General features: G+C 43.3%; 18 protein-coding genes. 8 read left to right on the forward strand and 10 right to left on the reverse strand.

The genetic code is table 11. The features are described from left to right. Positions 1 to 259: 259 nt before the first annotated feature. From tatC to Q4486_RS07380, 8 genes are all read right to left on the reverse strand, one after another. The gene (tatC, locus tag Q4486_RS07345; protein ID WP_303518918.1) at positions 260 to 1,126 is read right to left on the reverse strand and encodes a twin-arginine translocase subunit TatC; all 867 of its coding nucleotides are present in this window, start codon (positions 1,124 to 1,126) and stop codon (positions 260 to 262) included. Then, positions 1,126 to 1,500 (reverse strand): Sec-independent protein translocase protein TatB, encoded by a 375-nt coding sequence (tatB, locus tag Q4486_RS07350; protein ID WP_303417555.1) that lies wholly within the window; start codon positions 1,498 to 1,500, stop codon positions 1,126 to 1,128. Before tatB ends, tatC begins: the two co-directional genes overlap by 1 nt. Before the next feature lie 13 nt (positions 1,501 to 1,513). Next, on the reverse strand, positions 1,514 to 1,765 hold the full coding sequence (tatA, locus tag Q4486_RS07355; RefSeq protein ID WP_303417554.1) for a Sec-independent protein translocase subunit TatA: 252 nt from the start codon (positions 1,763 to 1,765) through the stop codon (positions 1,514 to 1,516). Positions 1,766 to 1,824: 59 nt separating this feature from the next. Further along, positions 1,825 to 2,157, reverse strand: a complete 333-nt coding sequence (locus Q4486_RS07360) for a phosphoribosyl-ATP diphosphatase (RefSeq protein WP_303417552.1) — start codon at positions 2,155 to 2,157, stop codon at positions 1,825 to 1,827. An 85-nt stretch (positions 2,158 to 2,242) separates the two neighbouring features. Continuing rightward, positions 2,243 to 3,877, reverse strand: a complete 1,635-nt coding sequence (gene ubiB, locus Q4486_RS07365; protein ID WP_303518919.1) for a ubiquinone biosynthesis regulatory protein kinase UbiB — start codon at positions 3,875 to 3,877, stop codon at positions 2,243 to 2,245. Between the two features lie 54 nt (positions 3,878 to 3,931). Then, the gene (locus Q4486_RS07370) at positions 3,932 to 5,521 is read right to left on the reverse strand and encodes a GGDEF domain-containing protein (RefSeq protein WP_303518920.1); all 1,590 of its coding nucleotides are present in this window, start codon (positions 5,519 to 5,521) and stop codon (positions 3,932 to 3,934) included. Between the two features lie 135 nt (positions 5,522 to 5,656). After that, complete coding sequence (locus tag Q4486_RS07375; RefSeq protein ID WP_303417547.1) at positions 5,657 to 6,280, reverse strand: thiol:disulfide interchange protein DsbA/DsbL; 624 nt, start codon at positions 6,278 to 6,280, stop codon at positions 5,657 to 5,659. A gap of 132 nt (positions 6,281 to 6,412) precedes the next feature. Continuing rightward, positions 6,413 to 7,018, reverse strand: a complete 606-nt coding sequence (locus Q4486_RS07380; protein ID WP_303417545.1) for a cytochrome c — start codon at positions 7,016 to 7,018, stop codon at positions 6,413 to 6,415. Positions 7,019 to 7,229: 211 nt separating this feature from the next. Between Q4486_RS07380 and yihA the strand changes: the two genes are divergently transcribed. Continuing rightward, entirely contained in the window at positions 7,230 to 7,871 is a 642-nt protein-coding gene (gene yihA, locus Q4486_RS07385) for a ribosome biogenesis GTP-binding protein YihA/YsxC (protein ID WP_303417543.1), read from the forward strand. A 180-nt stretch (positions 7,872 to 8,051) separates the two neighbouring features. Here the strand turns inward: yihA and polA are convergent, their stop codons facing one another. Continuing rightward, on the reverse strand, positions 8,052 to 10,814 hold the full coding sequence (gene polA, locus Q4486_RS07390; RefSeq protein WP_303518921.1) for a DNA polymerase I: 2,763 nt from the start codon (positions 10,812 to 10,814) through the stop codon (positions 8,052 to 8,054). A 98-nt stretch (positions 10,815 to 10,912) separates the two neighbouring features. On the opposite strand from polA, the gene Q4486_RS07395 reads away from it, so the two are divergent. The 3 genes from Q4486_RS07395 to uvrD all read left to right on the forward strand — a co-directional run bounded on the left by Q4486_RS07395 (position 10,913) and on the right by uvrD (position 14,572). Then, positions 10,913 to 11,191 carry a DUF2782 domain-containing protein gene (locus tag Q4486_RS07395; RefSeq protein ID WP_303417539.1) on the forward strand — a complete coding sequence of 93 codons (279 nt, stop codon included), beginning with the start codon at positions 10,913 to 10,915 and terminating at the stop codon, positions 11,189 to 11,191. Positions 11,192 to 11,226: 35 nt separating this feature from the next. Beyond that, positions 11,227 to 12,186 carry a homoserine kinase gene (locus Q4486_RS07400; protein WP_303518923.1) on the forward strand — a complete coding sequence of 320 codons (960 nt, stop codon included), beginning with the start codon at positions 11,227 to 11,229 and terminating at the stop codon, positions 12,184 to 12,186. Positions 12,187 to 12,355: 169 nt separating this feature from the next. Continuing rightward, positions 12,356 to 14,572, forward strand: a complete 2,217-nt coding sequence (uvrD, locus tag Q4486_RS07405; RefSeq protein WP_303417536.1) for a DNA helicase II — start codon at positions 12,356 to 12,358, stop codon at positions 14,570 to 14,572. A 16-nt stretch (positions 14,573 to 14,588) separates the two neighbouring features. On the opposite strand, the gene Q4486_RS07410 is transcribed toward uvrD, so the two are convergent. Then, on the reverse strand, positions 14,589 to 15,473 hold the full coding sequence (locus tag Q4486_RS07410) for an AraC family transcriptional regulator (RefSeq protein ID WP_303518925.1): 885 nt from the start codon (positions 15,471 to 15,473) through the stop codon (positions 14,589 to 14,591). A 172-nt stretch (positions 15,474 to 15,645) separates the two neighbouring features. Here Q4486_RS07410 and Q4486_RS07415 point away from each other — a divergent pair, with 172 nt between their 5' ends. The 4 genes from Q4486_RS07415 (at position 15,646) to Q4486_RS07430 (ending at position 21,619) form a co-directional block, all read left to right on the forward strand. Then, on the forward strand, positions 15,646 to 16,524 hold the full coding sequence (locus Q4486_RS07415; RefSeq protein ID WP_303518927.1) for a nuclear transport factor 2 family protein: 879 nt from the start codon (positions 15,646 to 15,648) through the stop codon (positions 16,522 to 16,524). 370 nt (positions 16,525 to 16,894) lie between these two features. Beyond that, the gene (locus Q4486_RS07420; protein ID WP_303417529.1) at positions 16,895 to 17,854 is read left to right on the forward strand and encodes an ABC transporter substrate binding protein; all 960 of its coding nucleotides are present in this window, start codon (positions 16,895 to 16,897) and stop codon (positions 17,852 to 17,854) included. A 9-nt stretch (positions 17,855 to 17,863) separates the two neighbouring features. After that, positions 17,864 to 19,435, forward strand: a complete 1,572-nt coding sequence (locus tag Q4486_RS07425; RefSeq protein ID WP_303417527.1) for a HAMP domain-containing sensor histidine kinase — start codon at positions 17,864 to 17,866, stop codon at positions 19,433 to 19,435. Between the two features lie 57 nt (positions 19,436 to 19,492). Further along, a complete protein-coding gene (locus Q4486_RS07430) occupies positions 19,493 to 21,619 on the forward strand; it encodes a TonB-dependent siderophore receptor (RefSeq protein ID WP_303518928.1) in 2,127 nt (708 codons plus the stop codon). Positions 21,620 to 21,643: the final 24 nt, after the last annotated feature.

Genomic DNA, 21,643 nt, shown 5'->3' on the forward strand with positions numbered 1-21,643 from the left:
CTTTACTTAGGTCAGTCAGCGCCGCTTGGCGGGCCTCCCTTAGCAAGGACGGCGAATTATAGACACTTCACAAACAAGGTCAACAGGCAAAACTAAAAAACTGCAAAATAAAGGTAAAAACATTAAAGAAATGAGCAATAATCAGAAAACTGGTTAACCCTCGACCAGTTTTATCTGAAACCTCTGCTGTAGATACAAAAATGCCGCTTAGTTATATAAGCGGCACCCAAATACTCTCTTTAATTAAACAGAGGAGGTCTTAATCTTTCATATCCCTCATCGCCCGCTCAAAATCTTCTTCGTATGTATAATCATCGTCGTCATCGTCATCTTCATCTTCGCTTTTTTCTTCACTATCTTCAGCGCCGCTATCTTCTTCATCTTTAGCAGGCTTCACGAAAATAACACCTAAGATAATTCCAGCTTCGAAGAGCAACCACATAGGCAGTGCCAATAAACTTTGCGAAATAACATCGGGCGGCGTCAATAACATACCCAAAACAAAGCAGCCAACAATCACATACGCTCGCTTACTCCGTAACCCTTTAACGGTGGCCGCACCTGACCAGATCAACAATAAGGTGGCTATAGGTATTTCAAAAACAATACCAAATGCAAAGAATAGCTTTAGAACAAAATTCAAATAACTGCTGATATCCGTCATCACTGCCACATTTTCCGGCCCCACACTGGTAAAGAAACCAAAAATCAGCGGGAAGACAACAAAATAAGCAAAAGCAATACCGGCATAAAACAAGAAAATACTAGAAGCCAGCAACGGAACCGCAAATTTCTTTTCGTGCTGATAGAGGCCTGGCGCAATAAACCCCCATATTTGATGCAATATGAAAGGCATTGCTGCAAAAATCGCCGCAACAAGCGTTAATTTGAATGGTGCAAAAAATGGCGAAGTCACATCGGTTGCTATCATGCTAGTGCCTTCCGGCAGCAACGCAGTCAAGGGTGTGGATAGATAGGTATAAAGATCATTGGCGAAATAGAACAACCCTAGAAATATACCTAGGATGATCAACAGCACATACATTAACCTTTGGCGCAGCTCCACCAGATGGGTGATCAGGGGCAGCTCTTTATCCTGCTCTGGGACATTTTGTTGATCGCTCATTACTTATCAACCTTGTCCGTTTCTTCAACGGCCTGAACATCTTTAGCTTGCTGAGCGTCTTCGGCTTTCGCTTGCAACTCTTCAACTGGAGTAGTTTTTGCCGCTATAGGGGAATCATCCCCTAAGATATCAAAAGGCTGCTGCATATCACTCAGCTCTTTTTCTAACTCTTCTTTTTTGATTGCTGTCGTTCTTTTCAATTCATCAATTTTAAGCTCTTGGCTAATTTCTGACTGAATAGAACCTACAGTGCGACGGATGCGCCCCACCCATAATCCCACCGTTCGAATCGCGGTAGGCAACTTATCCGGACCGAGCACGACCAATGCGACAATTGCAACAATCAATATTTCGGCGAAACCGATATCAAACATTTATCGTGGCCAATTATTTATCAGTTTTCTGCTCTTCTTTTACATCTGCGTTATTCGCATCAGTAAAATCGGCATCATCCTGCTTTAACTGTTTATTATCAGCTTCTTCCTGAGCCTTTTCTTCATCGCTCATCGCTTTTTTGAAGCCTTTAACTGCGCCGCCTAAATCACTGCCAATATTTTTGAATTTTTTAGTACCAAAAATCAAAATAATAATGGCAAGAACAATCAGAAGCTGCCAGATACTAATACCGCCTAAACCCATTGTTATTCTCCGTCGTGAAATCAGAGGCGATTAGATCACCTTCATTTATCAAATAGACCTTAGCCTTTTACTCTTGATGCTTTTTCTTCTAAGCCCGAAAGGTCAAAGCGTCGAGCCAATTCATCTAATACTACCTGAGGATTCTCACCTAAATGTGACAATGCAACTAGACTATGAAACCAAAGGTCGGCTGTTTCATAAATAACATCTTTGTTATCGCCACTAACCTGCGCATCTTTTGCCGCAAGTATAGTTTCGGTCGCTTCTTCGCCCACTTTTTCAAGAATTTTATTCAAACCTTTCGCATGTAAGCTTGAGACATATGAGCTATCTGGAGATGCCGATTTTCGCTCTTCTAATACCTTGCCCAGCTGAGTTAGTACATCACTCATCTCATATCTCTCTTTTATCTATGCTAATTTTCGTTGCGGAAGCATACCCGAACAATATTACTTCCACCATACCCAGAGGGATAGCCTAATCTCGTTTAAATAAGAGTGCACCACCCAAAATAGCCAAAAGCCAACTACTTACAGGCAACTCACACAACCAAGTCTGCAATTCTGGACTAGCGGTAATAACACTGCCGCCAATAAAGAGTATTGCTAGATAGGTACGACGCTTACTCTTAGCCTCTAACTCATCTTTCGCTTGCTGATAAGCACGTAGATCTCTAAGCCTAATATTATCTAAATTACGCACCTGATTTAGAGCATCAAAGACAAGTTGAGGCATATGGGGAAGCTTTTCTAACCAATCTGGGGCTTGCTGCTTAATAGTGCGGTAGACGCCTTTGGGCCCCATTCGCTCTTTCATCCAGTTCTCTAGGAAAGGTTTAGCGGTTTTCCATAGATCAAGGTCAGGATAAAGCTGTCGACCTAGCCCTTCGATATTTAATAATGTTTTTTGGAGCAATACCAACTGTGGCTGCACTTCCATATTAAAACGTCGAGCTGTCTGAAATAACCCAAGTAAAACCTGTCCAAAAGAGATCTCTTTTAATGGTTTTTCAAATATAGGCTCACAGACACTTCTAATTGCTGTTTCAAATGCATCAACATTAGTATCCGCAGGCACCCAACCAGAATCCACATGCAGTTGAGCAACTAAACGATAGTCTCGCTTAAAGAAAGCTAAGAAGTTTCGTGCAAGGTAACTTTGATCTTCAGGTGTCAACGAACCAATAATCCCAAAATCCACTGCGATATATTGCGGCTGCGAAGGGTTATTGCGAGAAACGAAGATATTGCCCGGGTGCATATCGGCATGAAAGAAGCTATCTCTAAATACTTGGGTAAAAAAGATCTCTACGCCTCGCTCCGCAAGCAGCTTCATATCTGTATCTTGAGCCGCTAACTGTTCAAGGTCGGCCACTGGAATACCGTGGATACGCTCCATAACGAGTACATTTGAACGGGTAAAATCCCAGTAAATCTCAGGGATATAGAGAACATCACTGTTATCAAAGTTACGTCGTAGCTGTGAACCATTCGCAGCTTCTTTACGCAGATCTAACTCATCAAAGATAGTTTGCTCATATTCAGCTACAACCTCTACAGGGCGAAGACGCCGTCCCTCAGCCCAAACGCCATGTACAAGGCGAGCCAAGGTAAATAAGAGATCTACATCCTTTCGAATCGTTTTGCTAATTCCTGGACGGATAACCTTAACAACCACATCTCGCCCATCAAACATAGTCGCTTCATGAACTTGCGCAACGGATGCCGACGCCAACGGCTCAACCTCAAACGAGCTAAACAGCTCCGATACCGGCTGCCCCAATGCAGTTTCAATTAAACTCTGGGCTTGCGGGCCGGAAAAAGGAGGCACTCGGTCTTGTAACTTTTTCAACTCTGCCGCGAGCTCATCAGAAAGAAGATCTCTGCGAGTGGAAAGCATTTGACCAAATTTAACAAAAACAGGCCCTAACGCCTCTAAAGCCAACCGAATACGAACCGCTTCCGGCTTAGATGCGCGAATAAACAAACGCCAAGGTAATAACCAAAATAAAATACGAACGTACCAAGGTAAAGATAACCCTAAAAATATCGTATCAAGACGATAACGAGCAAACACTTGGATTATTCTTAGAATACGTGAAAGACGCTTCACAGCAGAGGAACCTTAATTAAAATTATATTAATACAACAAAGATAGAAGCGGATGCTAGTTAGCCCGGACTAAATTACGACCATCTTCTTTAGCTTGATACAGTGCCGCATCAGCGCGGTTAAAAGCCTCCTCTAAAGAATCACCTTCTTTAATCTCAGTTACCCCGAAAGACATTGTGATCCCAACAGGCTTACCATGAAAATTAAATGGGCTTTTCGCCAATGAAAGTCTTAGTTTATTCATCGCCTGCACGGCTTCAGTGACCGATGTTGAGGGAAGGATAATAACAAACTCTTCACCTCCATAACGAGCAACAAAGTCAGTCACTCTAATATTTTTGGTAATAACCTTAGCAACTAAACGTAAAACCTTATCACCGGCAAGATGCCCAAAGTTATCATTTACACTTTTGAAAAGGTCTAGGTCCGCAACAACAACAGTAAACGCCGTACGGTAGCGCGACCAACGCTCATATTCTTGGACAATATATTCATCATACGCGGCACGGTTTGGTAAGCCTGTCAGCGGATCGGTCCTTGCGCGTAAACGCTCCTCTTCCATATGGGCTTTCACTTTGCGGGTTTCTTGCTCCATCTCATCAACTTTTGAGATTAGATCCTCATACCGACCTTGTAACCGACTCTCGCGCTCTTCCTCTTTCTTTTTAAAGCTATCCATTGCTCGCATCAAGCCGCTCAGCTGAAACGAGACCGCGTTTTTGAGATCCTTTATATCATTCGTATTTTTAACCGTATGGTGCAGCTGCTTAACATCCTGACGCACTTGCTGATCAAGCTCTCGCTGATTTTGACCAATCTCTTGCTGCTCTTGACGGCTGTCCACCACGAAGGTCTGCACTTCTGTCAGTCTAGAGCTTAATTCTAATAAATAATTTTCAAAATCATCGCTAGTGTTACTAGTCGACTTGATAACCAATTGGACAACATGGTGAACAATCTCAGGCAAATGCGGTAGCTCAAAACCTTTTTCAATACGTTGAACTAACTCGCGTGCATCAGGGGTATCTTCTTTCGGAACGCTAAGCCCACTGATAAGCTCAAGAAGCTCGGTCCCTATATGTTTTAACAGTATGCGAACTTCGTCACCGAGCGCATCGGTAGAGGCGGTGTTGTCTAAAGAGAAATCACTCTTTTCAAAAGACCCATCACTTTCACTACCGCTCTCAACATGACTTTGCAGCTCGATCAAGTCATCAAGTAAACCCGGCAGCCCATAAATTTTATCATTGATGTCATGACTTCGAGTTTCAAGCGAATCAAGAATATTTTGGGCACCGCTACTTTGTACTTGGGTACGTAACATGCGTACCCACTTTAACAGTGCAGCAACAACCTCTTGCGCTTGCTTATCCTTAACCTCAACTCTACTTTTAACTTGCTTTTCAACACGTTTGGTCGTTTGCTTCAAAGCAGATAGGTGTTCCATACACGCTTTCTGCAGTAGAGGCTTTAACTGGGATAATTCAGTATCAAACTGCGGACTTTCCCCTTCTAGGGCAACCGTTAAATAGCTAGCAAGTTGACGTAGCTGGCTCTCAACATCGGCACTTTTGCGCTCTTGCTGTTCCAACTCTTGAGCCAATTCCCTATATTTCTTTTTCCAATCAACTTTTTCTTCTGCCACTCTAAATCCCCAGGACATCGAAACCAAAAATCCAGTCTGAACTTATGTTAGTCTAACTAACTAATTCGCACTAGGGCTTATAGCAAACAGATATAAAAAAACGCCCATGAAGGGCGTTTTTTTTAATCTTTAGGTTTACTCGGCTGCGGAGCGTTCCTTCTCAACTAAGAAATTCACTACTTTTAACATCTCTTGCTGACCACCCGCCATCTGAGCACTAATGCGATACTTGCCATTAACAATCATTGCCGGTACACCTTCAACACCGTAACCACGCAGCTTAGAATCGCCTTGCTTTAGCTTCATGTTAACCGCAAAGGAGTTATACATTTTATCAAACTGGCCGCGATCAAGGCCTAAATTTGCGTAAAACTCAGAAAAGTCATTCATACCAGCAAAGCGACGACGCTCAACATGAATCGCATGAAAAGTCGCCTCATGCGTTTTATCTAACGTTTTCATAAGCTCTGATGCATAAAAAGCACGTGCCATCGGTTCCCAGCTACGCCCAAAAACTACAGGGATACGAACAAAGTTCACATCATCCGCTTGATTACTGTTCCAGTTTTTAATGTAAGGCTCGAAGCTATTACAATGGGGACATGGATAACCAAACATCTCAACCACTTCTACCTTACTCTGATCAATCGTGCGTACAGGCGTTGTTAACTTAACGTAGTGCACACCCTCACGGTAATCTTCTGCTTGAACAAGTAACGGCAAAAACAAAGCGATCAATATAAAGCCAATTTTTTTCATTCTATTTTATGCTCCGAACAATCAACTGAATTAAGAATAGACATAACAGCAGACGATAAAGTTCCATCTTGTCAGAAAAACATCTACAAAAAAAAGGCAGCTTACGCTGCCTTTTTTTAACTCGAACTGAATTTATTTACTCAGTCCTTGGATATAACTAGCAACCGCTTTAATTTCTGCATCGCTTAGTTTACCAGCTGTATCACGCATCATACCTTGAGGATCGTTAGCACGTTCACCTGTACGGAAAGCATGTAACTGTTTTTCTGTATATGCAGCGTGCTGTCCACCAATAGCAGGGAAACCAGCTTGGTCGTTACCTTGACCTGTTGGAGCGTGGCATGCTGTACAAGCAGCGACACCTTTAGCAGCAATACCAGAACGGTAGATCTTCTCGCCTTGCTCAACTAGATCTTTGGCAGCATGTCCCACTGTACCTTGCTGTTTTGCAAAGTAAGCAGCAATATCAGCCATATCTTGATCACTTAACGCGTCAAGTAGACCTGTCATTTCCACAACCGGGCGAGTGCCTGCTTTAATTTCATTAAGCTGTTTGATCAGATAAGTTTCATTCTGACCTGCTAGTTTAGGGAAGTTTGCCACTGCGCTGTTACCGTCAGCACCGTGACAAGCTCCACATACAGCCGTTTTGCCTTTTCCTGCAGCAGCATCACCTGCCGCATGAGCTACACCAGTAAGACCTATGGTCACAAGCAAGCTAATCAGTAGTTTATTCATCGACGAACCCAGACTCTTGATTAAAATTATGTTTGATCTATGTAAAACACTAATAGTTTTACGTTGACCAATGTTATCCTCACTTCCCTGCAGACTAGAGCTAAATCCTGATCGCAGGTAAAATTGGCGCAATTATAAACCAATATCCACACAAACTGGAACGACAATCTCTGTTCCTTTAGTAGCGATTACCAAAAAAGCGGCCCAAAATATGTCATCAGATCAATTAACCGTTCACTATAACAGCGCACGATTTAATAAAAGCGCGGCAAAATTACATCAGTGTCCGGAAGATGTAGGCGCAGAAGTTGCGTTTGCTGGCCGCTCAAATGCGGGAAAATCTAGCGCGATTAACACACTTACAAACAACGGAAAACTGGCCCGTACATCAAAAACACCTGGCCGAACTCAATTAATAAACTTTTTCGATCTCAATATTGAAGGTCTACGTATCGTCGATCTGCCTGGTTACGGGTACGCTAAAGTCCCGATTGAGATGAAGCAGCATTGGCAACAACATCTTGATGAATATCTACAGAAGCGTCAATGCTTGCAAGGCGTAGTGCTTGTAATGGATATACGTCACCCGATGAAAGAGTTCGATCATATGATGATCGGCTGGTGCCAATCCTCCCATATGCCACTACATGTGTTATTAACTAAAGCCGACAAGCTAAAAAAGGGACCGGCCCAATCAACACTTCTAAAAATCCGTAAGGAACTTAGTGAAGTATTAGGCGATCTTGTGACAGTGCAAACATTCTCAGCATTGAAAAAGCAAAATGTTGATCAACTTCGCCATCGTTTAGACTGTTGGTTATTACCTGAAAATGATCAACCAGAAAGCGAATAAATAGAATAGATCATTACTAGCAAACAAAAAAATGCCCTGTGAATCGTTAAAAGGGGAACGACTGATACCACAGGGCGTTAATACATACTTGCTGGAAAGAGCTATCGCTAGAGTAAAGTGATAGCTCTTAAATTATGACATTGGTTTGTCACAATAGTTCAATTATATCTACCTTTGGGCTTAATGAGCCTGTTCCCAATTATCACCTACACCCGCTTCCACTAAAAGCGGCACATCTAAATCAGCCGCTCCCGCCATCTGTTGCTTAACCTCATTCACAAAGGCATCAACCTGATCTTCACGCACCTCGAAGACCAATTCATCATGCACCTGCATAATCATACGAACATCATAATCAGCTCCCGCTAACCAATTATCCACAGAGACCATTGCCCGTTTGATAATATCTGCTGCGGTTCCCTGCATAGGTGCATTGATCGCGGTACGTTCTGCAGCTTGGCGACGTATCGCATTTTTCGCTTTAATCTCAGGCAGATATAAGCGGCGACCAAATAGGGTTTCTACGTAACCCTGCTCTTGCGCTTTAACACGCACATCATCCATATAGTTTTGCACACCAGGATAAGTGGCAAAATAATGTTCTATATATTGCCCCGCTTCCTTACGACTAATACCGAGCTGCTTAGCTAAACCAAAGGCTGACATCCCATAAATCAAACCAAAGTTGATCGCTTTCGCACTGCGTCGCTGATCACTACTTACCTCATTGAGTTCAACCTTAAAGACCTCTGCCGCTGTTGCGCTATGTATATCAGCACCTTTAGAGAAGGCTTCTAACAACCCTTTATCTTGGGATAGATGGGCCATTATGCGTAATTCAATTTGTGAATAATCGGCCGCGACAATCTTATAACCCTCAGGCGCAATAAAGGCATGACGAATCCTACGCCCTTCCTGTGTGCGAACAGGTATATTCTGTAAATTAGGGTCCGTTGAAGATAAACGCCCCGTTGCAGTCACTGCCTGATGATAAGAGGTATGGATACGGTGCGTTCGCGGATTAATCATTAATGGCAGTTTATCTGTATAAGTTGATTTCAACTTACTTAAACTACGGTGTTCCAAAATCCGTTGTGGGAGCGGATATTCAAGCGCAAGTTCTTGTAGCACCTCTTCCGCGGTCGAGGGTGCACCTTTAGGCGTCTTCTTAATTACAGGGATACCCTGCTCTTCAAACAATATCTGCTGAAGCTGCTTAGGTGAGGCTAAGTTAAACTCTTTGCCCGCTATATCATACGCCTCTCGCTCTAACTCAATCATTCGTGCTGCCAACTCGATACTCTGCTCACCCAACACATTAGGATCAACTAGGGCGCCGTTGCGCTCTATATGCGACAACACAGGAATCAATGGTTTTTCTATTTCGGTAAATACTTTGGAGAGTGTTTCATCTTTACTAAGTTGTGCATCAATAGCTTGATGGAGGCGCAAGGTAATATCAGCATCTTCGGCTGCGTAAGGCCCCGCTTGCTCTAACTCAATTTGATTAAAGGTTAGCTGCTTCTTACCTTTACCAGCGATACCTTCAAACTTAACAGTTTTAACGCCTAAATAACGGTCAGCTAAACTGTCCATATCGTGACGAGATGCGGTCGAGTTAAGTACATAAGATTCCAGCATCGTATCAAACGCTATTCCTTGCATCTCGATACCGTAATTAGCCAATACATTCATATCGTATTTAATGTGCTGACCTACTTTCTTATGCTCACTGCTTTCCAATAAGGGTTTTAATTTTTCTAACAAGCGCTCACGACTAATCTGTTCAGGCGCGCCCATATAATCATGTGCAACAGGAACATAAGCCGCATTGCCCGCTTCAACCGCAAAAGAAACACCCACCAACTCAGCTTCCATATAGTTCAAACTGGTAGTCTCTGTATCAAAAGCAAACAATTCAGCTGTGGATAACTTTTCAATCCAACGATCTAATTCCGCCTCTTCAAAGATAACTTCATATTCAACTTTTTCTGGCGCTGCTGGCATTGCACTGTTTTCTGTAACTAATTCCGCGGAAGCTCCACCACCGGACTGAAGATCCACAAGCCAAGAACGAAACTCAAACTCCTCAAACAGTTTGATTAAAGCCTCAGTGTCAGGTTGCGGCTTTTTAAAGTCAGCTATGGTTTCATGTAGCTCTACATCAAGCTTGATCGTCGCTAATAGATAGGAGAGTTCGGCTTTATCTTTATTCTCTTCTAACTTTTTAGCCATTGTTTTAGAACCACGGAAACCTAGGTCTGCAATTTTATCTAGGTTTTCATATAGATCTTTAATGCCACCAATACCTTGTAAAAGCGCCAACGCAGTTTTTTCACCAACGCCGGGAACACCAGGTATGTTATCGACTTTATCTCCCATCAAGGCGAGAAAATCGATAATTAGTTCAGGCGGAATACCAAACTTATCCTTTACACCCTCAACATCCATTAACGTATCAGTCATAGTGTTGATTAAGGTCACATGTTTATCCACCAGCTGCGCCATATCTTTATCGCCAGTGGAAATAATAGTATCAACACCTTGTTGGCTCGCTTGGTAGGCAAGCGTACCGATCACATCATCCGCTTCAACGCCATCTTCAACAATCAGAGGCATACCCATCGCCTTCACTATCTGGTGAATTGGTTCTACTTGGCTGCGAAGATCATCTGGCATCGGCGGACGTTGCGCTTTATAGTCGCTATAAAGATCATCTCGGAACGTTTTGCCTTTAGCATCAAAGATGACAGCAATGGGGCTATCCGGATATTGTTTAACCAAACTCTTCAGCATAGAAGTGACCACTCGGATCGCTCCAGTAGGCACACCAGCTGAATTTCTTAAGTCTGCTTGCTGAGAAGCAAAGAAAGCGCGGTATAAATACGAGGAGCCGTCGACTAGAATAAGAGGAGAGTTGGATATTTGGCGCTGTTCGCTCATCTGTAAATCCGAGTTGGTTATCATCAAGGGACTGATCATAGTCGATAAGTTAAGTCGCCTAAAGAAGAAGTCTTCATATATTTAAAGAAGGATGCATTATGAAAAAGCTAATATTAGCTGCTTTATTATTGATTACACCTCTTGCGCAAGCGGAAGTCCCTCCCCTTGTAGATGAGAATGAACCACAGATCACCATTTACAACGACTCGGATAAAACCTACTACGAGTACCGTATAAACGGCGAACTAAAAGAGATTAAAGTGGTTCCAAAACAGGGCAAAGAATATTACTTAGTTCCTGCGCCGGGTGAAGGCAACTTTATCCGCCAAGAAGAATCGCAAATGCTAATCCCTAAATGGGTACTATTCCGCTGGTAATTTCAGTAATCACTAACACAATCTGAGTAACACTTTTGGCTGTTTATACACAATTAGATAAAGATGACCTGAACCAGTTACTAACAGACTTTGATCTGGGTTCACTCGTCAGCTTTAAAGGCATTGAGGGTGGTATTGAAAATACCAACTATTTTATATCTTTAATAAAAGACGGCGCAAAAAGGGAGTATGTACTTACTCTCTTTGAAGAGCTTGACCATGAAGAGCTCCCCTATTTTATTGAACTGTGCCAATGGCTATCTGATAGACATATAGACGTGCCTTTCGCCATACAAGATCGCAACGGAATAGGCCTTAAGCGCCTAAAGAATCGTCCGGCAGCCATCCAACCACGGTTCTATGGCGAACATGTAGGGCAAACAGACCTAACACCTGAGCACTGCGCGGCTATTGGTAAAGTTTTAGGCGAGTTCCACGTTGCGGCCAGAGACTTTTATTTAAAGCGACAGGCACACCGTGGTGTTTTCTGGTGGCGTAGGGAAAGCGAGCTGATTGCACCTAAGTTATCAGTAGAAGATCAAAAACTGCTCAAGGATGAAGTTCTACGCTTCGATCAACTTAGAGAGAACCCAAGTAACATCGAAGTAGGTACAATCCACGGCGATCTTTTCCATGACAATGTGCTCTTTCAGGGAACAGAGGTCAGTGCCGTATTAGATCTATACAACGCAGCTACCGGCTTCCTCTTATTTGATCTGGCAATCGTTGCCAATGATTGGTGTAGCAACCCCGACGGTTCAATTGACCGCCAACGGGAGGAGGCTCTACTCAAGGCTTACAATCAAGCTCGGCCCTTCACTGAAGGGGATAGAGAAGCTTGGGCTATTCTTAGCTGTACGGCCGCTATGCGTTTCTGGCTGTCGCGGCTTATTCCTTGGCTAGATAAAAATAGCGAACAAAAGCTAAAAGATCCGGATGAGTTAAAACGTATTTTGCTATTTAGGCGCCAAAACCCAAGCCAACTGCCTGATTAACATCACTCTAATTAAGCCCCAACCAAGGAGATAAGAAATATCTCAAGGGGCTTATTTTTCCGATCATTTCACCTAATTCTTACCTAACATCACCCCTTAGTTACTATTAAAGTCCATAGCAGCTGTTATAATCCATCACTGATTATTTATACAGTGACTAAGAGCAGCAATGGACGTAACCCATATAATCGATTCGCTAAATGATGCCCAGCGTAGCGCAGTAACGGCTCCCGTACAGAACCTACTGGTACTTGCAGGTGCGGGTTCCGGTAAAACTCGTGTACTGGTCCACCGTATCGCATGGCTTATTCAGATCGAAAAGATGTCACCCTATTCGATTATGGCAGTTACCTTTACCAACAAAGCGGCCAAAGAGATGCGTGGCCGAATAGAGGAGCTGCTCGGCATTAACCCTCAAGGCATGTGGGTTGGCACGTTCCATGGACTAGCCCATCGTTTATTACGTGCTCACTGGCAAGATGCAGGGTTACAAGAAAACTTCCAAATTATGGATAGCGATGACCAGCTTCGTGTCATCAAGCGCCTAGCAAAAGAGATGAACTTGGATGATAAGCGCTGGCCAGCGCGCCAATTCCAGTGGTACATCAACGATAAAAAAGATGAAGGCTTGCGCTCAAAACATATTGAACCGCGTAATGACCCAACCGACCGAAATATGCTTTCCATGTATCAAGCCTATGAAGCCGCTTGTGAACGAGGCGGCATGGTCGATTTTGGCGAGCTTCTACTCCGTTCACTCGAGCTGCTGAGAGATAAAAACCCCGCACTTCTAGCCCATTATCAAGATCGCTTTCGTTACCTCCTTGTAGACGAGTTTCAAGACACTAACAGTATCCAATACGCATGGTTACAGATGCTATGCGGCGGGCAACGTAAACTGATGGCGGTGGGTGATGATGACCAATCCATCTATGGCTGGCGTGGCGCAAAGATAGAAAATATTCAAAACCTTTCTATCCATTTCCCCGGCACAGAAACCATTAAACTTGAACAAAATTATCGCTCGACTGAAACAATTCTACGTGCAGCCAATGAAGTCATCCGTAATAACCAAGGCCGTCTCGGGAAAGAACTCCATACCGATGCAGGTGAAGGCGAAGCTATCTCGCTCTACTCTGCATTTAATGAGCAAGATGAAGCTCGCTTTATCGTCGATCAGATTAGCAAATGGGTTCAAGATGGCAATGTACGTAGAGAATGTGCCATTCTCTATCGCTCTAATGCTCAATCAAGGGTACTTGAAGAAGCACTGATTCGCAGCGGTGTTCCTTATCGTATCTATGGCGGACAACGCTTTTATGAACGCTTAGAGATTAAAAATGCACTCTCTTACCTACGCTTACTTAGCAATAGAGATGATGACACCTCCATGGAGCGTGTTATTAATGTGCCGACCCGCGGTATTGGTACTCGCACAGTAGAGATTATTCGTGAACATGCCCGCAGCCAATCGATCTCTATGTGGCGCGCCTCAAATGAAATTGTAGAGCTGAAACGCTTGCCACCTCGCGCAGCGAATGCCCTACAAACATTTATCGATTTAATCAATCAGATGGCCCAAGATACCGAAGATACCCTGCTCCATGAGCAAGCTGAGCATGTTATCCAGCACGCAGGGCTAATTGAACATCACCAAAAAGAGAAAGGCGAAAAAGCCCAGTCGCGCATCGAAAACTTAGAAGAACTCGTTACCGCTGCCAAACAATTTAACAGTCAGTGGGATGAGTTTTTGGATGAGGAATTTAATTCTCCACTCGCCGCCTTTTTAGATCAGGCAGCCTTAGACTCCGGCGATACCCAAGCTGATGATTTCCAAGATAGTGTCCAGTTAATGACCTTACATTCAGCCAAAGGCTTAGAATTCCCTCAAGTCTTCTTAGCGGGGGTTGAGGAAGGTCTCTTTCCACATAAGATGTCTATCGAGGAACCTGGCCGCCTCGAAGAGGAGCGCCGTCTCTGCTATGTAGGTATAACCCGTGCTATGCAGAAGCTCTACATCACTTATGCAGAATCCCGCCGCTTACACGGCCAAGATAATTACAACCGCCCTTCTCGTTTCATTAAAGAGATTCCAAATGAACTGATTGAGGAGGTGCGCCTCAACGCTAGCGTTAGCCGACCAATGACAAGCCGCTACAATAATGATGACACGGGTAGTAGCTTATTTGGCAGCAGTTCTCTAAGCAGTAGCGCAATACCTGAAACCAATTTAGCGCTAGGACAACGCGTAAACCACAGTAAGTTTGGTGAAGGTACAGTACTAAACTTTGAAGGGTCTGGTGCTAAAGCTCGAGTGCAAGTGAATTTCGACTATGAAGGAAGTAAATGGTTAGTGGTTGGGTTTGCCAATCTACAAACTATATAAAAAAAACAGCCCTATTCTATATAGGATCAGGGCTATGATTTCCCCGAGCATTGCGCTGAAAAACGCTTGGGGTTGTGCCAAGTACACGTTTAAAGAATTTGATAAAGTTCGTCGTCTCACTAAAGCCTAGATAAAACCCCACTTCAGCCACCGATGCACGGCTATGCGCTAAGATTCGCTGCGCCTCCAAAGCAATACGCCGATCAATAACTACTTTTGCAGAGACCCCTTCATATTTCAGACAGGCGCGACTTAAAGTACTTTGTGCATAACCTAGACGCTGCGCATAATAATTCAGACTATGCTGCGCAGTATATTGTTGCTCTAACAACTGAATAAAAAGCTGGTATGTCTTTTGTGATCGACTAGGCAGGCTGACCATTGATGAGAGCTGATCCTGCCAACGGGCTAAACGAAGCAAAATACTTAATACTTCATGCCTCACCAACGCAATATCCAACTGAGAGCCATTAAAAGCAGTAAAATCCCGTCTTAGTCTTAACAATGCAGCCAATAAGTCATCATAAAGCAAGCTAGGTAATAAAGTGCAATTCTGCCAACGATCAAGTGCCAGTAAGCTGCTATCCGCTGCATACATATTATCGCCATAAGGTAACGACTTAGGATCAATCAACACCACTTCAGCATCTAACTCAGCATAATCACTCCACTCCTGAACCTGACCTGGGCGTACAAACAGCAACGAGCCCGTCGATAACCCATACTCAACAAAATCCACACTATGCTTGCCGCTACCTGCTGTCACTAATATCAATATGTAAAACTCAAGCCGCTCGGCAACCGCTGGCAACTTATCACGCATATCTTCCAACCGAATAGGCTCAATACCTAAAGCGGTTAGTTCTCTATTTTCAAATGAGGTCTGTTTAATCGGCTTCATCACTTTCCTAAATCACATATTTCTTATAAACGCTCGATTTTGATCATTATAAACAATATAGCTACCTCTCCATAAGGCACTATTTATTAGAAGATAGCTAAAGAAGAAGAGAACTAGACATAAATACACCACGAGCTAATAGCGGTTTCTATCTTATTTGGACATAACCCACATGAACCTAAAAAACAGTAAAACAACAATGATCAAAACCATACGCTGCACGGCAATCGCCGGATTACTCGCCACTACATGCGTATCCAACACACTGGCAGAAACAGGAGAAACGCAAATGAGTTATAAACAAAAAGTGGTCGACTTGCTTAAAAGCATAGAGACAAATGAATCAAAGCCTGTCTCCTATATAAACCCTCACCAATATACACAACACAACTTAGCAGTTGCCGATGGTTTAAGCGGTTTCGGTGCAGTATTAGCTGCTCTACCGGCAAACTCAGCGAAGGTAAATACAGTCCGCGCATTCCAAGACGGTAACTACGTTTTCACCCATACGGAATATAATTTCTTTGGACCTAAAATAGGTTTTGATATTTTCCGTTTTGAAGATGATTTAATTGTTGAACATTGGGATAACCTTCAAGAGACACCGAAAACTACAAACCCGAGTGGTCGCACTATGATCGATGGTGCTCTAGAGGTAACAGACCTTAGCAAAAGTGCAGCCAACAAAACGCTCGTTACAAACTTTGTGACTGATATTTTACTCAATGGTGAAATGAGCAAACTACAAAGTTACTTTAATGGTGACCACTATATTCAACATAACCCTAATATTGCCGATGGTTTATCTGGATTAGGGGCAGCATTGGAAGCCCTTGCAAAACAAGGTATTCAGATGAAGTATGAAAAAGTCCACCACGTTCTGGGAGAAGGTAACTTTGTTTTAGTGGTGAGCGAAGGCAGTTTCGCAGAGCAACACACATCTTTTTATGACCTTTTTCGGGTAGAAAACGGAAAGATCGCCGAGCATTGGGACACTATCGAAGCAATACCAACCAAAGACACATGGAAAAACAACAACGGTAAATTTTAAACCTGATTAGCTTATAATCATCGGCTTATAAATAGTCACTAAAAGGCCCTCTGATATCTACAGTGTCGCGGAGGGTCTCTTACACCATATAGCCTAATAAAGCAGACAAGGTCTATAGATAGATCATCCTCATTTGTCTCAACCCTAGTCTGATCTTACCATGCAAAAATAGACACAGTTTTTAGCAGTATAAAGTCTCCTTTCCTTGGTTTATCTGTACCGTTAAACCTACCTATCGAGATCAATATCAATTCAGGTTATACTTGGCAAAAAAGTGCGCGTTAGGTCCATAGGAAGCAATAAGACTATCTGAATTTTACCTTCCTCCCTCTAAATCTCATACAAAATAGATGCAGACCAATCACTGCTTATGGCAAGAATTAAACGGATTTTTTATAGACCTAAGCAACTCATCTGTCGATGGCTCTTGCCCTGTATAGCCTTATGCTTAACCTTTCTCAGCTATCCATTAGCGGCGGCAACGCTTGCGGTTATATACCCCGATCTACCACCACCCTACCAACAGGTTTTTGAACAAATAATTGAAGGGATTGAAACTCAGCATGTAGGGAAAGTGATTAAATACTCTATAGATAAACCTCTAGCGCCCGATGCCCTGCTAAACAAAATGGACACCGATGGTGTTGACCGAGTTATCACTTTAGGACGCAGAGGTTATGCATACAACAATACCCTCCGAGGAAAATACCCTTTTGTGACGGGGGCTCTACCTATAAGACCCAACGATATATCAGGTGTCAGCTTAATCGCTGATCCTGCAAACCTGTTTGATCAATTAAAAATACTATCGCCAAACACTCGCCAAGTTCACGTGGTATACACAGACCAAAGTGAATGGCTGATTGAAAAAGCACAACGCGCAGCCGCCAAAAAGAAGCTAAAGCTCATTACCGCTAAAGTTGCTGATTTAGGTGAGGCCGTTGAGCGCTATCAAACAATATTGCAAGAAGCGGACAGCCTGACTGATGCTATTTGGTTGCCGTTAGATACGACCACTGCTAACGAAAACGTCATATTGCCCCTATTACTGCGCGAATCCTGGGATAGAAACTTTGTCGTTTTTTCGAGTAAACCGGGCCACGTCCGCCGTGGTTTCCTTTTTACCCTTTTCCCCGACAATATTCAGGATGGCTCCCGTTTGGCCCGCATGGTGGCAAACATGAAGGAGGGAGAGAAAGGCCCTGGTGTAGAACTATCCCTAACTCGACAAGTGGGTGTGAACTTGAGAACCGCCTCCCACCTAGGCTTAGAATATAACGCAACAATGAAAAACTCTTTTTATCAAACTTTTCCTCAATCCAGATTCTAGGGCATATTGATGATATTTTTTGGTCGACACAGACATAAAAGTATTTGGCAGCAACTGCTCTTGTTTCTGATTATATCTATCTGCCTACTCTCTATTACCAGCTCAGTAACCGCAGTATGGGTCTCGTATAATCAATCCCGGCAAGTTCTGCAGCAAAATTCATTACGCATAGCTGATAACTTAGCCCATCTCAGCGTGCTCTCCTTGATCACTGCAAGCAAAGAAAATGCACATGACGCTCTATCCCAGGTACTAGGCTTCAACGATGTTACTGGTGTCGCTATTTTCTCAGACAGCCTAGATCTATTGCTTAAGCAAGGGGATGTCGATTGGAAAAATTCCGACTTAGATCTTTGGTTCCCGATTAACGCCGCCACGACAGTCAAAAATACAGGCAGCGCTTGGTTTATTGCCGCCCCCGTCTACTTGGAAAATACCGATCCATTAAGCAACGATAGCGGTGCTCAAGAATTCAGCTTAGAGAACAATACAAAATCGCTACTTGGTTACGTTATGATTAAAGTTTCCAAAGAGTCCCTTGTTAAGCTGATCAATAACCTCATCATCTACAATCTGCTCGTCACGTTAATCATATCCATACTGTTAATCTGGCTCTTAAATAGAGGGCTTCGTCATCTAACAAGCCCCCTTTCCAAACTATCTGAAACGATGAATGAGGCACAAACCTCAGGCGATCATCTAGTTGCAGAAATTGAAGGGCCTAGAGAAGTTCAACAAATGGCGAGAAGCTTCAATGCCATGATGAACTCCTTAGAGCAGCAAGAAAACAAGCTCATAGAATTAAACACAGGCCTTGAATCTGAAGTTGAAGTCCGTACTCATGAACTAGTCGCCGCGCGTGATACAGCATTAGTTGCCATGAGGACTCAATCGGAGTTCCTCGCCAATATCAGTCACGAACTACGCACTCCTCTACAAGCTGTAACTAGTTATATTGAATTGGTTACAGAAGAGCTTGAAATACATCCTGAATTTGACACTCAAGTTGAGGACCTTAATTCAGCCTTACATTCTTCACAGCGGCTTTTAAACCTAATTAACGCCATCTTAGATTTAGCTAAATGTGAAGCCGGTAAAATGGATCTGAGCGCACAGCAATGCTCACTCACCGATCTAATCAAAGAGACTGAAAATACTATACGTCCACTGGCCGCAAAAAATAAAAATCGTTTCACCATCGACCACCCTTCTGGGGATCTTTACTTAAATGTAGACAAAGAAAAGATTCAGCAAATATTACTCAACCTATTATCAAATGCCTGCAAATTCACAGAGCAAGGAGAGATCTCTCTTAAGTGTTATCTGGATCAAAATAAAATCTATTGGGAAGTCGCCGACACAGGGATAGGTATTCCTAAAGAACAGCTTGCTCAAGTATTTAATAAGTTCAAACAGGTCGACGGAAGTGTAAAACGCAAGTATGGAGGCACAGGGCTAGGACTGGCTATAGCAAAACACTATGCCGAAATGATGGGAGGTTCCATCACTGTATCAAGTAAACCCAATAAGGGCAGTGTTTTTACATTCTGGCTAACTATACCCAATGAAGAAAAGTATTAAGCTGGTAATTCATCTACCAGCCACTACAATAACTTGGGGTTATTTAAAGTAGGCGTTATGAAAAAAAGGCTAAGCATACTCACACTGCTAACATCTCTCTTTGCCCAGGTTACTGCGGCTGAAGAGAACAACTTCGCCCCAGGAAGTGAATTTGCAGATTTCTTTGGCGAGGAGACCTTAGTTAGTATTGCTACAGGTACACATACACCGATCAGCAAAGCGCCCTCAGTAGCCAGTGTTATTAACGCAGAAACGATTTCATCTATGGGTGTAACCCACCTGTTCGAAGTCTTAGAGCGCATACCCGGCCTACACTTAATGCCATCCGATTTAAGCCGCCTAGACCCCGTACTTTCAGTCCGAGGCATACAAACAGGCTTCAACCCACAAATATTAATCTTACTTAACGGTATTGAGCTAAAACATAACTACAACGGCGGCCTTGCTTTTACCTTTCGCATGCCGGTAAGCAATGTCAGCCGTATAGAGGTTATTCGAGGCCCAGGGTCAGCAGTCTATGGCGCTGACGCTTTTAGCGGCGTGATCAATATCATTACCCGCACGGCAGCGGAAAACCAACAGGGTGCGGCGGGTATACGTGTTGGCAGTTTTGACAGTAGAGACACTTGGCTACGAAAAGGCTTTGTTGAGGATGACTTCTCCGTCTCATTTTCACTCGACAATCAAACCAGTGATGGCGATAGTGGCCGCATTGTAAATACAGACCTACAATCAACCTTCGATGACCTCTACGGAACCAGTGCATCCGAAGCGCCTAACGCCTTACAAACGGGTTATGACGTCACAAATCTACAATTTGATCTATCACTAGGTAATTGGTCTTGGAAAAATTGGTACTGGAAACAGGATAGCGCAGGGGTCGGCCAAGGGGGATCTCTCGCATTAGACTCAACCGGTTATCAAAATGCAGAACAGTTTCTAACTCATCTTAACTATGACAAAGATCTAACAAATCATTTCAATTTCAAAGCTGATTTATCTTACCTGAGAACGGTTAGTGACTCTTACTTCTTACTTTTCCCAGAAGGTAGTACCTTACCGATTGGGAGTGATGGAAACGCCTTTTCTGACCCCTTTTCCGGCCTTGTCACCTTTACTGATGGGTATATAGGCAACCCCTACTCCCTAGCTGAAACTACACGTTTAGAGCTCGCCGGTATCTATTCAGGCTACGATAATCACACTATAAGGATTGCATCAGGCTGGAGCCAAGACAAGATCCGAACTGAAGAGTATAAAAACTTTGGCCCAGGCGTTATCGATGGCTCAGAAGGTACAGTAGACGGAACACTGACTAACGTAAGCGGCAGTGCCGATATCTATCTGCAACCCCAAAAAAGAACTGCATACTTTCTGTCAGCTCAGGATCAGTGGCAGTTAAATAATGACTGGTCATTTACGGCCGGCTTACGCTGGGATAACTATTCAGATTTTGGTAACACCCTCAACCCTCGACTAGCCTTGGTGTGGCTTACTCGACACAACTTAACAACCCGCCTACTTTACGGCACAGCGTTCCGTGCCCCCTCTTTCAGTGAACAACATCTAATTAATAATCCAGCGGCTTTGGGTAATCCTGACTTAAAACCGGAAGAGATCGAGACTTATGAATTAGCCTTTGATTATCGCCCTCATTTCGATACCAACCTAAGACTCAGTCTATACAGTTATACCGCCACAGACCTTATTGATACTGTAACCACCGGGAGTATGATCCAATATCAAAATATAGGTAATCAAGATGGTTACGGCGCTGAACTTGAGTGGGATTGGAAAATTAATCCACAGCTCAGCCTCAACGCCAACTATGCCTACCAACATGCAACAAATGCAGATACCAATATGCCTGTTGCTAACGTACCTCAACATAGCACTTATATAGACTTAAATTACACACTGTCACCTAACTGGTCAGGCTCTCTCCAACATTATTGGATAGGCTCTAGAGAAAGAGAGGAAGGGGACAATAGAGCTAAGGTCAGCGATTACCATTGGGTCAATGCGAAGGTCACACACGACATGTTAAAAAAACAGGTACGACTCGCATTGATCGTAAAAAATCTGTTTGATACTTATGCAAGCGAACCTTCAAGCAGTTCCATTCCTGATGATTACCCACTCGAAGGCAGAAGTATTTGGGCTGAAATAGAGTATCGCTTCTAAAATTTACCTATAGAGATTTAGAGT

The organism is Neptuniibacter sp. 2_MG-2023, from assembly GCF_030547495.1.
Classification (GTDB): Bacteria; Pseudomonadota; Gammaproteobacteria; order Pseudomonadales; family Balneatricaceae; genus Neptuniibacter.

Coding starts and splice junctions, on each gene's coding strand:
- tatC (WP_303518918.1), bottom strand. CDS start 1,126: ATGAGCGATCAACAAAATGTCCCAGAGCAGGATAAAGAGCTGCCCCTG.
- tatB (WP_303417555.1), bottom strand. CDS start 1,500: ATGTTTGATATCGGTTTCGCCGAAATATTGATTGTTGCAATTGTCGCA.
- tatA (WP_303417554.1), bottom strand. CDS start 1,765: ATGGGTTTAGGCGGTATTAGTATCTGGCAGCTTCTGATTGTTCTTGCC.
- Q4486_RS07360 (WP_303417552.1), bottom strand. CDS start 2,157: ATGAGTGATGTACTAACTCAGCTGGGCAAGGTATTAGAAGAGCGAAAA.
- Q4486_RS07375 (WP_303417547.1), bottom strand. CDS start 6,280: ATGAAAAAAATTGGCTTTATATTGATCGCTTTGTTTTTGCCGTTACTT.
- Q4486_RS07380 (WP_303417545.1), bottom strand. CDS start 7,018: ATGAATAAACTACTGATTAGCTTGCTTGTGACCATAGGTCTTACTGGT.
- yihA (WP_303417543.1), top strand. CDS start 7,230: ATGTCATCAGATCAATTAACCGTTCACTATAACAGCGCACGATTTAAT.
- polA (WP_303518921.1), bottom strand. CDS start 10,814: ATGAGCGAACAGCGCCAAATATCCAACTCTCCTCTTATTCTAGTCGAC.
- Q4486_RS07395 (WP_303417539.1), top strand. CDS start 10,913: ATGAAAAAGCTAATATTAGCTGCTTTATTATTGATTACACCTCTTGCG.
- uvrD (WP_303417536.1), top strand. CDS start 12,356: ATGGACGTAACCCATATAATCGATTCGCTAAATGATGCCCAGCGTAGC.
- Q4486_RS07410 (WP_303518925.1), bottom strand. CDS start 15,473: ATGAAGCCGATTAAACAGACCTCATTTGAAAATAGAGAACTAACCGCT.
- Q4486_RS07415 (WP_303518927.1), top strand. CDS start 15,646: ATGAACCTAAAAAACAGTAAAACAACAATGATCAAAACCATACGCTGC.
- Q4486_RS07420 (WP_303417529.1), top strand. CDS start 16,895: ATGGCAAGAATTAAACGGATTTTTTATAGACCTAAGCAACTCATCTGT.
- Q4486_RS07425 (WP_303417527.1), top strand. CDS start 17,864: ATGATATTTTTTGGTCGACACAGACATAAAAGTATTTGGCAGCAACTG.
- Q4486_RS07430 (WP_303518928.1), top strand. CDS start 19,493: ATGAAAAAAAGGCTAAGCATACTCACACTGCTAACATCTCTCTTTGCC.